This window comes from Sphingomonas mucosissima (assembly GCF_002197665.1).
GTDB classification, from domain to species: Bacteria; Pseudomonadota; Alphaproteobacteria; order Sphingomonadales; family Sphingomonadaceae; genus Sphingomonas; species Sphingomonas mucosissima.
Genome location: NZ_NBBJ01000007.1, coordinates 25,336 through 39,196 on the forward strand (window position 1 = coordinate 25,336; position 13,861 = coordinate 39,196).

14 protein-coding genes and 1 pseudogene are annotated in these 13,861 nt (G+C 63.1%); 5 read left to right on the top strand and 10 right to left on the bottom strand.

What is annotated here, in order from left to right; all coding sequences use genetic code 11:
• Positions 1-114: 114 nt before the first annotated feature.
• The 7 genes from SPMU_RS15780 to SPMU_RS15810 all read right to left on the bottom strand — a co-directional run bounded on the left by SPMU_RS15780 (position 115) and on the right by SPMU_RS15810 (position 6,276).
• On the bottom strand, positions 115-1,470 hold the full coding sequence (locus tag SPMU_RS15780) for an NAD(P)/FAD-dependent oxidoreductase (protein WP_088335233.1): 1,356 nt from the start codon (positions 1,468-1,470) through the stop codon (positions 115-117).
• Between the two features lie 258 nt (positions 1,471-1,728).
• Positions 1,729-3,207 carry a PH domain-containing protein gene (locus SPMU_RS15785; protein ID WP_169715743.1) on the bottom strand — a complete coding sequence of 493 codons (1,479 nt, stop codon included), beginning with the start codon at positions 3,205-3,207 and terminating at the stop codon, positions 1,729-1,731.
• A 5-nt stretch (positions 3,208-3,212) separates the two neighbouring features.
• The gene (locus SPMU_RS15790) at positions 3,213-3,833 is read right to left on the bottom strand and encodes a PH domain-containing protein (protein WP_088335237.1); all 621 of its coding nucleotides are present in this window, start codon (positions 3,831-3,833) and stop codon (positions 3,213-3,215) included.
• Positions 3,834-4,290: 457 nt separating this feature from the next.
• Positions 4,291-4,479: a DUF6961 family protein gene (locus SPMU_RS17575; protein WP_088335239.1), complete on the bottom strand. Its 189-nt coding sequence runs from the start codon at positions 4,477-4,479 to the stop codon at positions 4,291-4,293.
• Positions 4,479-5,273, bottom strand: coding sequence for a S1/P1 nuclease (locus tag SPMU_RS15800; RefSeq protein WP_088335241.1), 795 nt, complete (start codon positions 5,271-5,273; stop codon positions 4,479-4,481). The genes SPMU_RS17575 and SPMU_RS15800 overlap by 1 nt, the downstream gene beginning before the upstream one ends.
• A 71-nt stretch (positions 5,274-5,344) precedes the next feature.
• Positions 5,345-5,539, bottom strand: a complete 195-nt coding sequence (locus SPMU_RS15805; protein WP_088335243.1) for a hypothetical protein — start codon at positions 5,537-5,539, stop codon at positions 5,345-5,347.
• Between the two features lie 89 nt (positions 5,540-5,628).
• On the bottom strand, positions 5,629-6,276 hold the full coding sequence (locus SPMU_RS15810; protein WP_088335245.1) for a hypothetical protein: 648 nt from the start codon (positions 6,274-6,276) through the stop codon (positions 5,629-5,631).
• A gap of 339 nt (positions 6,277-6,615) precedes the next feature.
• Between SPMU_RS15810 and SPMU_RS17495 the strand changes: the two genes are divergently transcribed.
• The 4 genes and pseudogenes from SPMU_RS17495 (at position 6,616) to SPMU_RS15830 (ending at position 9,148) form a co-directional block, all read left to right on the top strand.
• Positions 6,616-7,173, top strand: coding sequence for a thermonuclease family protein (locus tag SPMU_RS17495; protein WP_342746455.1), 558 nt, complete (start codon positions 6,616-6,618; stop codon positions 7,171-7,173).
• A 463-nt stretch (positions 7,174-7,636) separates the two neighbouring features.
• On the top strand, positions 7,637-8,059 hold the full coding sequence (locus SPMU_RS15825; RefSeq protein WP_140418499.1) for a hypothetical protein: 423 nt from the start codon (positions 7,637-7,639) through the stop codon (positions 8,057-8,059).
• Between the two features lie 66 nt (positions 8,060-8,125).
• Positions 8,126-8,229, top strand: a pseudogene (locus SPMU_RS16750) (IS5 family transposase); the annotation flags it as partial.
• 238 nt (positions 8,230-8,467) lie between these two features.
• Positions 8,468-9,148, top strand: a complete 681-nt coding sequence (locus tag SPMU_RS15830) for a TetR/AcrR family transcriptional regulator (protein WP_245833436.1) — start codon at positions 8,468-8,470, stop codon at positions 9,146-9,148.
• Here SPMU_RS15830 and SPMU_RS15835 read toward each other — a convergent pair.
• Genes SPMU_RS15835 through SPMU_RS15845 form a run of 3 tightly spaced genes read right to left on the bottom strand, consistent with a single transcriptional unit; the run spans position 9,145 to position 12,009 of the window.
• Positions 9,145-10,071: an alpha/beta fold hydrolase gene (locus SPMU_RS15835; protein ID WP_140418500.1), complete on the bottom strand. Its 927-nt coding sequence runs from the start codon at positions 10,069-10,071 to the stop codon at positions 9,145-9,147. The genes SPMU_RS15830 and SPMU_RS15835 overlap by 4 nt on opposite strands.
• 44 nt (positions 10,072-10,115) lie before the next feature.
• Entirely contained in the window at positions 10,116-10,835 is a 720-nt protein-coding gene (locus SPMU_RS15840; protein ID WP_169715745.1) for a TetR/AcrR family transcriptional regulator, read from the bottom strand.
• Positions 10,836-10,860: 25 nt separating this feature from the next.
• The gene (locus SPMU_RS15845; protein WP_211275833.1) at positions 10,861-12,009 is read right to left on the bottom strand and encodes a DUF3089 domain-containing protein; all 1,149 of its coding nucleotides are present in this window, start codon (positions 12,007-12,009) and stop codon (positions 10,861-10,863) included.
• Positions 12,010-12,204: 195 nt separating this feature from the next.
• On the opposite strand from SPMU_RS15845, the gene SPMU_RS15850 reads away from it, so the two are divergent.
• Positions 12,205-13,851, top strand: a complete 1,647-nt coding sequence (locus SPMU_RS15850; RefSeq protein ID WP_088335255.1) for a carboxylesterase/lipase family protein — start codon at positions 12,205-12,207, stop codon at positions 13,849-13,851.
• The last annotated feature ends 10 nt before the right edge of the window (positions 13,852-13,861 follow it).

The following is a 13,861-nucleotide window of genomic DNA, read 5'->3' on the forward strand; positions in this document are numbered from 1 at the left end:
TCAGAGTCCCACACTGATCTACCGAACGGCCGGAAGCACCCACGTTCCGATATCCGAGGCCGGGTTACGGCTGCTCGGAACCAGACATTCCTTAACCTGCCACAAGGATGCTCATCAGCCCCAAACGCGACCCTGCTCCGACCGCACTCCGGCGTTCGCTGTTGGAGTCGTGGCCGAAGGCTGGCCGGACGGCCCGGCGGGCTCCGCTTGGGCGGGTCGCGCATCCGCAGGCTCGGTGATCAGCCTCGCGCGTCGACCCAGCGTCACGTAATCCCAAGTCCAGCTGAACGCGACAGCGATCCGGTTCCTGAGGCCGATCAGGAAGAAGACGTGAGCCACGCCCCAGAACACCCATCCCATGAAGCCCGTGAGCGTCAGGCGCGGCAACCTCACCACCGCCGCCTTGCGACCGATCGTCGCTAAGTCGCCCTGGTGCCGGTAGCGGAACGGGCCAGGGAGCGCCGCCCCGTTCGCGCGAGCGGCGATGACGGCGGCGGCATATCGCCCCATCTGCTTGGCCGCGGGCGCAATGCCAGGAACGGGTTTGCCTCCCCCGTCCATGACGGCGGCGGTGTCGCCCGCGATCAAGATCTCCGGTCGACCGGGCACCGTCAGGTCGGGCGCCACCTTGACGCGCCCCGCCCGGTCGCGATCTGCGCCGAGCCAGTCCGCAGCCGCCGAAGCCGCTACGCCGGCGGCCCAGATCACCGCGCCGGCCGGGATGACGCGGTCACCGACGGTGACCTGGTCTGCGTCGATATTGGTGACCGCAGCACCTGTCATGACCTGAACGCCGTGCTTCTCCAGCTCAGCCTGCGTGTAGCGGCTGAGCTCCTCGGGAAACGCGGCGAGCACGCGCGGGCCCGCTTCCACGAGAAGCACGCGCGCCTGGCCTGGGTCGACGTTGCGGAAGCCGCGCGGCAACGCGTCACGCGCCATGTCGGCGATCGCGCCTGCCATTTCGACACCAGTCGGGCCGCCGCCCACGACCACAAAGGTCGTGAGCGCGTCGCGCTCCGCCGGGTCCGTGACGAGCTCCGCGCGTTCGAAGGCGAGCAGGAGGCGCCGCCGGATCTCCGTCGCGTCCTCGATGCGCTTCAGCCCCGGCGCGTGTGGCGCCCACTCCTCATGCCCAAAGTAGGCGTGGGTGGCGCCCGTGGCGATCACCAGTTGGTCGTAAGCGAAGTCGCCGAAGCTGGTGCGCACGATCCGGCCACCGGCGTCCACCCCCTCCACATTCGCCATCAGCACGCGCATGTTGCGCTGTCCCGACAGGATGCCGCGGATCGGCCAGGCGATGTCGGCGGGCGACAGCGTCGCACTCGCGACCTGATAGAGCAGCGGTTGAAAGCAATGGTGGTTTTGCCGATCGATGAGCGTGATCTCGACAGGCGCCCGCGCAAGCGCCTTCGCCGCCTCGAGACCGGCGAAGCCGCCGCCTATGATCAGCACGCGCAAGGGGGTCGCCATCAGATGAACTATCCTCTCGTGTAGCGAACCAGAGCCGTTCACGAATGTTCCGTTTTGATGGCGCGGCTGATCACACGATTCCCAACCGAGGGTCGGCAGAGTTGACCCACAAGCCGACGTTCGGCGTCGTTCTGACTGTCCCAAACTTCGGCCGTTCGTTCAGACTGAGAGGAGGAAGGCCCGCTGAGTCAATGCCTCGAACGATCACCTCAGGTCACTCGAGATCCCGAGGCGTAGTTGATATCCTGAGAGCCAAATCTAGATATTATAACTTCTAAGCACCTGCATCCGGAGCAGGAATGCAGCATCACGAAGCACAGCGGGGATATGATGGGAAGAGTAGCCGCGCCCACTGGCTACACCAAAGGTGACGGCAGCTGTTCCGAAGTAACGACTGACAAAGTTCTCGGTCACGTCCGCGCTCTGAATGCTGGTCAGCGGAAGGATGATTAGCCGGCGCTGCCACCAACCGGAGCGGATCAGCAGGCGGTCCTTTTCGAGCACATACCCGAAGCGATGCCAGCACAGCCAGCGGCTGACGACCAGTACGGCGACGGCAATCACGCCGCCCAAACTGATCCAAGGCACGGCCGGCGAACAGACGAGAAGCGCGGTCGCCATGACCGCTCCGAGGGCTGTAACGCTCCAAGCGTAAGTGGACGACGATCTCGTCCACGGAACGGATGGTTCGGGAAATCGCCAGCCCAACTCGTTCAGGATCGCCGCGACCTCCGGGTCACGAGCGAGCGGTGCGACCACATGGTCGCCCTTGGTACCCTCGTCCTTGGCCAAGCTCTGGAGCTTCAGGTCGCTCCAACCGAGTTTGGCGCGCACCGGACCCGAGCCGATGATCGCCGCCTGGACGCGAAGAATTGGAAGCGTCACGTCCGTGACGGTGAGTAAGCCACGACGGCGACGCAGACCGCTGGTGGTGCGATCGAGCCGGAAGCGGAAGTCGCGCAGGACGGTACGTGCAATGCCGGCGGCAAGGCCGATAGCAGTCAGCGAGATGACGCCGGCGAGAATCGCGACGACCTGATGGGCCATGATCAGGTCGACGACCGGCGATCCGGCCTCCAGCATCTGACGCCAGAAGCGCCGTTTCAAGAAGTTGAGACCTGCCGCATCACCAATCGTCTTGGCAACGCCCAACAGGCCGGCGATGACGGCAAGCGAGAAGTTGAAGACGCCGGCCAACAGAACGCGCCTGAGATCCATCGCTAACAACGCCGGGGCGTCGGAAGCGTCGCTTGTGTCTGGTACCGCAAGTCCGCATCCCTTGGGGCGCCGAGCGCGCACGAGGTTGCGTACCGCTTCTGCACGGGCGAGCGGGATACCGGCCAGCGCGCCGTCGTCATCCTTGTCCCCGGCAGAGCCGCCCGTCTCAAATTCGACGCGCGCAATGCCGAGCAGCCGCGCAAGCAAACCCTGGCTGACATTCACGTCCTGGATGCGGTCAAACGGTATTGAGCGATGCGTGCGACTGAGGATGCCGCTGTCGATGCGGATCTCTTGAGCGCCGACGCGGTACTCGAAGCGCCGCCAGTGCAGGAACGTTCCGACGAACGTCGCCACCGTGACGATGACCAGCAACAGCACCGCCATGCGCCACCTGCCGGTCGCCGCGAGATAGCCGATCACGGCATAGCCGCCGACCATCTGCCGTAGCGAGCCTGCTAGACCGGCAAGAAAGTACATAGGGTGCAGCCGCTCAGCCCCTCCAACCGCGACGTCCACGCGTGTCATGCGACGTCCGAGCGCACATGCTCGCGTATGACGTCCCGGATCTCGGCGGCACGCTCCGGCGAGAGGCCGTTGATCGTAACGGTGCTGTTGTGGGTACCCGCGGTATGAACGACGAGGCTGGCCGTGCCGAACAGTTTGTCGAGCAGCCCGCGCGTGACGTCCAGGTGCTGAACGCGGACAAACGGCACAAGCGTGTCCGTGTGAAAGGTCCAGCCATGGACGCTGTGCAGCATCTCGCCCGCCAATCGGTAGCCTAGGCGACGGTAGATGCGCTGGGGCACGACCGCGATGCTGATGATTGCGAACAGCGGGACCAGCGCCGTGAGAACGCCATGTAAGGTTGTGGCACGCAGCAGAAGCTGATCGATCGCGATGGCGCCGGTTGTTACCGCTAACAACGCGGCGGCCAGCCGCACACGGAGAACGTTGCGATAGCCGGGTTCAACGGCGAGCAGCTGTGGCTCAATTTCGAGTGTCATGCACCAATAGTACAGTGCTGATCCTCGATGAAAACCGAGATGACCGATCGGCTGCAAATCCGCGCTGCATGATGACTGGAGGTCGGCAAACGATGCCGATGCACCGGAGGCTGTCGAGTCTACCAGCGTCGACGGCATTAGCGGCTTTATTTGCTCGCCGTGGAGCGCCAAACTCCCATCGTCCAGTCCGTCGAGTCACGCGGCGCAACCAAGGCAGACCTGTATCATCAAGGAAGCGCTGCTGGATGCCCGCGGCGTGCTGCGCTTGAGAATAAGATTGCAAGCGCCTCGGAACTTGCGGATGCTAACGGGCTCGCTGATCTTGCTATTAAACTCAACGAGGCTTTGAGGCTTGTTAACGGCGTCGGCAAAGGTCCGCCAACTTCCCCGTCCGGATCTCAAACGCCGAAAGAGCGAACAGAAGCACGCAAAAAAGCCATCCTTAATCGTACTTCTCGGCTGCGATGTCGGTTGATCTTCAACGCACGTAATCAGATCAAAAATCCGCCGAGCAGGAGTAGCCCAAACCCGTACAGCGGCAGCCAAACCCAAGGGCTGCTCGTTTGATAGTTCCAGGCGCGGGAGATCCAGCGCATCACGTCGGGAGATCGCCTCTGCGGAGCTGATGCAACCGCATTGCAATCTGCTGGAAACGAACGACGCCCGCGCGCTCACCCGCGACGGAAAGCGCACGGATGCGATTAGCAACCCACGCCGCGGCCTCCGTCCCATACATGCGCTCAATCGCCAGCGCCTCCGCCCAACGCTCCTGTTCTGGTGTCATCACCTGCGCTGGCGCTTGAATAGGTCGTTGAGGTACGCGGCAAGGCGAACGCCTCCTTGCTGCAAACGCAACTCCATGCGCGGTGTGTTCTCGTAAATGTAGCGCCAGCTGAGCGAGCGGTTCTCTCCTGTCGGATAGACTTGATCCCGAAGCGCCGTGCTTTCGGCTATCCAGACCTGCGGGTCCGCGATCATCCACTCACGAGACAACGCCGGGGTGATGCGTGCCCCCAGCCACTCTGCCATCTCCGAGTAAGATAGCTGCTCCTCGTCAACGAGCGCCGAGTCCCAGACACTGTGCAAATTGGTTGATCGGCCCTTGAATGTGACCCGCACGTCGTTCGCACCCTGATCCGTGCCGTTGCCGGCGTGCAGCGGCTGGTGAAGATCGCCAATGATGTGAATAATGAACCGGATCGCCGCTTGTTTGTCGGCGAGGCTCGCCTTTGGATCGCGCACCGTGGCTGCAAATCGCCGCAATGCCGTGACGCCGTCACCCTCGGGCGGGTGGCCAGCCTCAGCGTATGTTTTACCTTTCGGAACGGTGACGTAGTGGTAGGGCCCAGCTTCACGCTGCCAGAAAGGAGCTGGGTCGCTCCGCATCGTGTCAGGCCAGTTGCTTGCCTCGGCCATCGTTTCTGCACCAAGGATGCGCTTCACGCCCGCTTTGGCCGCGGCGGCCAGGTATGGCTCGGCAATCTTGCCGATAACGCGATGACCGGTTTTGCCCCACGCAAATGCTTGCCCTGGCACAAAGGCAAGGACGGTCGCGGCGGCGGAGAGGAACAGACGCATATCTTCGCCAACTAGTGGCAAACTGTGGCGCTGCGATGAACGTAATGCCGGCATGGAACTAGTCAGGTACGTCACCCGAACCACGGCTCATCGTCATCTCGGTAGAGCCCACCCATTCGGGCCCAGCCCTGCCGCTCCCCGATCAGTAAGACGACGCCAAAGATGATTATGGTTGGAAAGATGACGAAGAGCATGATGAAAAGCAGGAGCGTGCCGACAGCCAGGCCGGCCACCAGCACCGCGGGCAAAAGAAAGAATTCGCGCACCGCCCTAACTCCTGTTCAGGCGTGGCGCGCTGGACGCCACGCCTCGCAAGCCGGTGCGCCAGCGTAAGCCAGCGCACCCCGCAGCACCATCACTTGGGCGTCGTTGCGACCGCTGGAGTGAGCGCCGGAGACGACGAAGCGGCAGGTGCAGTCGTGACCATCGGAGCGGTGGGCTGAACCATAAGCGGCGTAGCAGCGGCAGCGCTCATCAAGGGCACATCCTCGCCGATGAAGCCGGTGACCGCAGCGCCGAGCGGAACCTTGGCGCTTGTGCCTGTTGTGAGAAATCCGGCAATCGGCACAAAGGCGATAGCCGCCACAACTCCGCCCGTGCCGGTAACACCCTTGTCGTCGAAGGTGCCGGTCATCCGTATTTGCCGCCCGTTTGCGCTAACGTACAACATCTGAGCAGTCAGGTGCCCCGACTTGCCCCACATGCCCTTGTTGCGAACCTCGGTAATCTCGCCGACGGCGGGCGACCCGGCAGGGATAACTACTTGGCCGCCGACCAGCACCGGCTCGGTAACCTCCATGCGGAAATGTTGGCCTACACGAAGCTTTTTGCCTTTTGTGGTCAGTTCCTCGTTCAGCTTTAGCGGGACTTTAGTGCCAACGCGAAGCATGTTGTCTGCTACCGGCGCCAACGTCGCGACCGGCGCTGTTGCCGGCGCCATTTGAGCCTCTGCATTGACAGAAAAGCACAGAGCGCACGCGAGCGCTCCAAAACGTCCAATCATGAAATTTCCCCCAAAAGTGATCAGGCGCCCCAATGCCTGATCGGTCGCAAGATTGATGAGGTTTGCGGCGATTCGTCAAGCAAGCTGATCTTGCACGTTAGCAGGCTCAGTCAGGTCGTAAGCAGCTGCCCCCCGTGTTCTTGGTTATATCCGACGCGTTCGGTGCGGTGCGCGTACTCGAAGCCACAATCGTGCACCCATGCTCCCGATCAACCAACATCGCCAGCGTCGCAGCTGAGCAGCTTCGTGGATCTTCCTGCCGCAGATCGAAGCATTAGCTTTTGGGCAACTGAGCGGAGCTAGCCTGCGCGGACCCTTAACCTCCACCGAGCCGCCACCATGTCCTTCGTAGCTCTCGCCTGCCTACTCGTCGCGCTCGACGGCGACACGCTTAGGTGTGGCGCTGAGCGCATCAGGCTGATCGGCATCGACGCGCCTGAGTTGCCCGGCCACTGTGCGAAAGGACGTGACTGCGCGCCGGGCGATCCAACCGCTGCTCAGGCCTCGCTGGCCGCGCTGGCCAAAGGTTCAGCGGAGATCGAGCGCGACGGGGTCGATGACTACGGACGTACGCTAGCGAGGGTACGCGTCAATGGGACGGAGCTGTCGTGTGCTCAGCTCAAGAAGGGTCATGCCGTTTATCGATCGGAGTGGGACCCATACGGCAACGTCACCGTCGCCTGCGGTCTTCAAGTCGTTGAACCGTACGTGACCCCCGTTCGGTCGGAAGCGCGTCGAACCAAACGTCATTCGCCTTCCGACCAAGGCGTGTTCCGCAATTGTGCCGCCGCTCGTGCGGCCGGTGCCGCGCCCCTGTACCGCGGCCAGCCCGGCTATGGCGCGCACATGGACGGTGACGGCGATGGGATTGCGTGCGAGCCGTACCGCGGCCGATAAGCGGGTTCTCTCACAGCGGCACAATCGAGGCTCTTCCAAGGCCCAACGCTCGCGCCTCTGCCAAAGCCGACTTTGACCGTGCAGCTGGGGCGCCCGGACCTTGATGCCCCTCCGCCGCGCTTCTGCGCTTTCGGGCCAGCAGCTATACAAGCCATTCTCGGCGATGCGCCAGCGATGCCCGTGCGAGACGTGCCCCGGCGTCCTTGTTCAACACGCTTGCGACGCGCGTGCAGCGAATGTGGTGCCGGGCGGAATAGCGGCCCCGGCGGGTGCGGCGAGAATCGTGATCATGACACGCACCCTGCACAACTTCTCCAACATCTCCAGCCCTTAGGTTCTGCTTTCGTTCTGGCATTGATAGCGGCCGACGGTTGGCCCGCCGAAGACCCTTCACGATCTCTACCGCGTCGAAGCGCAGGTGCGCGTCACGTGTCGAAGCTGCAAGGCAACCGAACTGTGGGAGTTGGACGCGCTGATCGCCGAAGTGCGCAACAACGGCGGCAACACGGACTGGAAGGCAGCGCAGTGGGCGATCAAATGTCCGCAGCGGTGCGCGTCACCTCGAGTTTCCCTTCTCGCTTTACCATTCGGCAAAAAGCGAGCTCGGCGGCAGGCGCACCGAAACACCCTCATCAACCTGGCGCTTCAAATCCTGCGCGAGGCCGCGCAGCGATCGTCACAAGAGCCAGTCGGGACACTTGAGGTGAGGCTCGCACTGCACGTTCTGCGTCCCTTCGTGGGCGATCAACGCCTGCTTGTCGCGTTCTGGGAAGCTGCCACAATCGAGCCGCGGCACCCATGGACAAGCTGCCACCTACCATATCGCTTGATCGCACAATTTCTGATCGAGCAGGATGCCTCGCTGGATGACGAGAACAGGCCGTAAAGGTTAGGGTGAGGACCCATCAATGTGAGCGTCGCGATCCGATTTAGGCTCGGTGAGGAGACCTGGATGAGCGACCTGTTTTGGCTGGCGGACGAGCAGATCGAGCGGCTACGGCCGTTTTTCACAAAAGCCACGGTAAGCCGCGTGTCGACGATCGCCGGGTGCTGAGCGAGAGGCTAGCCGCAGACAAGGTGCCATAGCCCTCTCGTCGTAATTTCGAGCAATGCGCAGAAGGGCAGTTAGACCCAGTTGTGGACGTTCAGCCCGCCTTCGCTGCTCTCAGAAAGCGGTCGGCCGTTCATCTGCTGCCGATGCCAGTTCGGTGTCTCCCTATGACTGGGCGAAACCTGCCCACCCGCTTTGACGCATTTGGGGGGGCCAGGTAGCGGGCTGATGCATTGCGGGTTGGTGCTCGTAAGTCGCAGCATCGACATCGAAGGCGTCCTCCCATATTTGAAGGTGATGGCAGCGAAGTCTTCCCGCACGCAGGCGGAGCGTTCCGAGACCATGCGAGCCCGCATCCTTGACGCGACGATCGCCAGTCTCGCCCAACACGGTTACGGTGCCACCACAACCTTGATGGTGCAGAAGATCGCAGGATTGAGCCGGGGTGCGATGCTGCATCATTTTCCTACCAAGGCCGATCTGATCCTGGGAACGATGGAGCGCATCGTCGATCTAAACCACGAATTTTTCCAGCCGCGGCTGATGGAAATTCCCGATCCGCTGCAGCGCTTCTTGTCCCTTATTGATGCGCGCTGGGATTTGGCCAAGCAGCCCCATGGCGTGGCGCAGGCTGAGATTATGGTCGGCGCACGCAGCGACGAGCTGGTCAGGGAACGCTACCCGGAGGTGCTGGAGCGGATGCGCCCGAAGCAGGCGCGCCGCCTGCAGGCCTGGGCCTCGGACGCTGGGCTGTTGCTGGACGAGCGTGACCAGGCGGTATCTCGCGCTATCGTCTATGCCCTGCGCGGTATGGCGATCGAGGTTCAGATCGACCCGACCATCGAAACGGAATCCGTGCTGGGCGTGCTCCGCGACTTGCGACGGAACACGCTTGGTGATCGCATCAAGCCGTTCGCGCGCTAAACGGCTGGCGGCGGATTGTTGGCCCGGACGAAATCGCCCAACGTTTTGATGTAGATCGGCGGCACGAAACCCTGCATCACGGCGGAAAGATGACCGTAGCCCGGCAGCACCAGATTGGAAAAATTCGGCAATTCGCGCCACATCCGGTGCGTCTTGGCGAAGGGGCGATCATAGTCGCCGTTTACTGCCAGCACGGGAATGGCGATCCTGGTAAGATCAAGTCGCTCAAGCAGCGCCTGCCGCTCACTTTCCATCCGGACGCGATCCGTGGCGGTCATGGTAAAGCCGGTGGTGGGCGGCGCACCGGTGGCGGTCCGGGCGTTGCCGATCTCCTCACCGCGCGCCGCCAGTCGTTCGCGCTGGATGCGGTAATAGGCCTCGCGTGCCTTTGTCTCCATGGGAGCATCGCCTGTCTTATCGGCAGGCACACGATCACGCCATGCCGCCGTCTCGCCGATGCCAGAGCCGCCGAAATGCGCGGTGATGAACTTTTCCGGATTGCTCGCCAGCAAGGAAAGCGTCACCGCGCCACCCATCGAGAAGCCGCCGATGTGCGCGCGCGCGATCCCTTGCTGACGCATGAACTCGAGGACGTCGCCGGCCATCTTGCCACGCCCATCCTCAGGCCCGCGCTCACTGGTGCCATGGCCGCGCATGTCGATGCCGATGACCCGATTGGTGCGCGCCAGTTCCTTCGCGAAGCCGTTCACGAACCAATTGCCCACCGCACTGCCGCCCGCGCCGTGGATCAGAATCACCGGGGTCCCCGTACCCATCTCGACGTAATGAAGCCTGGTACCGTCGGAGGTGGTGAAGGTTTTGTCCACCCAGGGTTTGGCCGCGCTTGCCGGCTCGGCGCGCTGGGCGGATGCAAGAGCGGGTGCGGCCAGCGCGAGGAGCGCGGCGGCGAGGCGGTAGGTCATCCTGTCTCTCCCAACGATGTTATTATAGTTGGAGCCTTTTACCGTCATCTATGACTGTTTTGCAACACGGACCAAGGCATTAGCTGCTGCGTTGAAAACGTGCCCTGGCTACCCTCCGCCAGCAAGCGACCGACGATCTGCTGCTTGTACCAGCTGAGCAGCTTGAAGGCTTCGTCCACTGCGCGGCGGTCTTGCTGGAACAGTTGCTCGATGATCAGCCCGCGCATTGCGGCCAGGTGGAGCCGGATCATGGCCTGAACCGCCCGATCATCGGTAATGCCGAGATCGTGAGTCACCTCCAGCGGACCCGAGTTCAGTCGCTCCTCGATATCGTGCATGACGCTGGGGATCCGCGAACTGAGATCAGGATCGCTGCGCGAGCCGAGCATGATCTCGGTCAGCGCGAGCGAGGCGGGCTCGTTCATCGTCTCCCATGCGACCTGCGTGATGGCGTGGAGCCGCTCGACCCCGCGCGGCACCGAGCGCAGCAATGCACGCCGTCGCTGGTCCTGATCGCGGACGATATGTTCGGCCGTGGCGATGATCAGGTCGACCCGGGTCGGAAACTGATGAAGCATTGCCCCGCGGCTGACGCGTGCGCGCCGGGCCACCGCCACCGTGGTAGTGGCGGCATATCCCTGTTCGAACAGGCACGCGATCGTCGCATCGATCAGCTTCGCACGCGTGCTCGCACTTCGTACCGCGTGGCCGTTGGCCGGCGCGGACGCTTCATCCGAGATCTCGCTCCCGGGCTTTGACCTCACCAGTCGACTGCTCCAGGCGTGACGCTCACCGGCGTGCCAGGTAAGCGCGCGATTGAGCACGGGCGACATCGAGCAGATCGCCCATTGCGAGGTTCACGTCGATGACATGGAGCCCCCAGTCCGCCGCGGGCTGGCCATCGTTGATGACATCGCCACTAATCTCGTCCGTGCGGGGATCACCCGGGACGGCGTTGACGGTCACCTTGAGGTAGCGCGCAGAGCCTTCGGTGGTGCATGCGGCGGTTAGCAGGCCGGGAGTCTGCACGAAGGGCGTGGAAACGGCTTTGCCGGCCACCCACGGCTTGGGCGGCAATTGTGAGGAGGAGATGGCCGGACGATTGCCAAGATACGATTTGACCGTCGCAGCACGGTCCTCACCAACGGCAGCCGGATTCACGCAGGCGACCTGCATGCCCGGCGCATCGGTGCGACCGAAACGCGTCTTGGCAGGCGGGGGCACGTTGGAGCGGAAGGAGACGTAGCTGATCGCGCAGCCCACTTCACCCGCTTGCGTACAGATCGGCAGCGACTTGAAGTCTCCGCCAACGGTCTTTTCATTCGGCACAAGCAGATTGGTGCCGATCAGATAGGCACCGATGATGCGGGCCTGATCCGGCTTGCCGTCGATCTGCTCGGCAATCAGCCGCTTCAGCACGCCTGAACCCTGGCTATGGCCGATCAGAATGACTCCGCGGCCTTTGTTATCCCGCGCCAGGTAGTGGCGCCACGCCGCCAGCACGTCGGCATAGCCCAATTCCCGATCGATGCCCGGCATCGGCGCGCCTGCCATGCCCGACCGCAATGCTGGGATCGTGACCTGCCGGTACATGGGGGCGAACGTCCGACAGACTTCACCGAAGCGCGCGAACTGGTTGGCGATCACCGCCTGTTCCTCCAGCCCGGGCACGAGATCACTGTTCGGCGATTGGTCAAGTGAGATGGTGGGGTAGACATAGAAGCAGTCGACCGCCGCGTCTTTAGCGAGGCGGAACTGGGCCGGCGTCAGCTTGCCGTCTGCCGCCACGATGGTCGAGGACAGATCCGCGGCGCAGGCATCCTCCCGATCGGGTCGGCAAAGCCAATTGGTGGCATCGTCATAATTCGCCGGCCCCTGCCCCGCGCCTTGGGGCGCAGCGGCAACCGCAGCCATCGCGGCAAAGAATTCGAGAATCATCAGCTGTTCCTCCCCAAGCGCCTTATTACGGCGTCTAATAAACAATCAGTCCTGACTGTAGACGAGGCGTTCGAGCACCGCAAGCGACAGCACGGAGCGGAACGGACCATTGCAGGCCACCAGACTTTGTGTGAACAGTCACCACTGACGGTTTTAACGTCCTGCGTCACCCTGGACCATTAATCGGAGCCTGCCATGACATTCATCCTGCATCGACGCCAACTCCTTGCCGCGAGCGCGGTCGTGGCGGTACTGCCGACCCGCGCCCTGGCTCAGCCCGGGCCGGTGGTGGAAACCCGCCATGGCAAGGTGAGGGGAAGCACAGCCTCTGGTGCAATGTCGTTTAAGGGCATCCCCTATGGTGCAGACACTGGCGGTCCCAACCGCTTCATGCCGCCTCAGCCTCCTGCACCATGGTCCGGCATTCGCGACTGTCTCGAGTACGGTGCGTCCGCGCCGCAGGGCGGGGTTTCGGAAGCGGGGGAAGCCGGCGACCGCGCGCTCTCTGTGCCAGCGAACTTCTATCAAAGCCCGATCGGCGGTGGACGCAGCTTTCCGGAGCGTGAGGACTGCCTGGTGCTCAACGTCTGGACGCCATCCATCAGCGGCAAGCGGGCCGTGATGTTCTGGATGCACGGTGGCGGTTTCTCCACCGGATCTGGCTCGTCGTCCTGGTACGACGGCACCAATCTCGCAGCGAAGCACGACGTCGTGGTCGTCACGCTCAATCACCGGCTCAACGTGCTGGGTTATGCCGACCTGTCCGGCTATGGCGAACGCTTCCGCCACAGCGGCAATGTCGGGATGCTCGACTGCGTCGCGGCATTGCGCTGGGTGCGAGAAAATATTGCGCAGTTCGGCGGTGATCCTTCCCGTGTCCTGATCCACGGCGAGTCCGGCGGCGGACGCAAGACCAGCATGATGATGGGCTTCACGCCGGCGCAGGGGCTGTTCCACCGCGCAGCAGTGCAAAGTGGATCGGGGCTCCGGATGGACAACCGTGATCTTGCCCAGCGCAAGTCCGCCCGACTGCTGGCAGAACTCGGCATAGCTGCAGACAACATCGACCGTCTTCAGCACGTGCCGCTGCGCGTGCTGCATGCCGCGCAGCGTAAGGCGACCGCGGGCCTGGGCCAATGGCGGCCGGTCGTGGACGGACGGCTGCTGCCGGCAGATCCTTTCTCTCCGCAGGCCACGCCGCTGTCGCGAGATGTGCCGATGCTTATCGGCACCAATCGGACCGAACAGTCCGTCTTCCTGGGGCTCGATCCCGCGGTCGACATGCTGGACGAGGCGAAGCTCGTCGAGCGGCTCGGTAGATGGAATCTCGGCAACCGCGGCGCGGAGGTGGCCGCCGATTACAAGCGGCGTTACCCCAAGAAGAGCAATGCCGAGTTGCTCTACATGATCACAACGGACCGCAGCTATTTTCTCGACTCAACCATTCAGGCGGAGCGCAAGGCTGCGGCAGGCGGCGCGCCGGTGTGGATGTACGGCTTCAATCGCGAGACTCCGGTACAGAACGGACGGTTCCACGCCCCGCATGGTGCGGAGATCCCCTTTGTTTTCGACACGGTGTCGAAGGCCGAGCGCATGGAGGGGCCAGTCACTGCAGAAACCGATCGGCTGTCGCTCGAGATGGCGTCGGCATGGACCAGCTTCGCCAAGACCGGCGTGCCCCTGGTGCCGGGTCAGCGGACATGGCCTCAATATGATGCAAAGACGCGCGCGACGATGATCTTCGATAAGACGACCCGACTGGAGAATGCTCCGCGTGAGGCTGAACGTCGCTTGATGAGCAGTTTCGGCTCGCAGCAGGAGTTGCCCGGGGCAACAGGCTGACACAACAAGG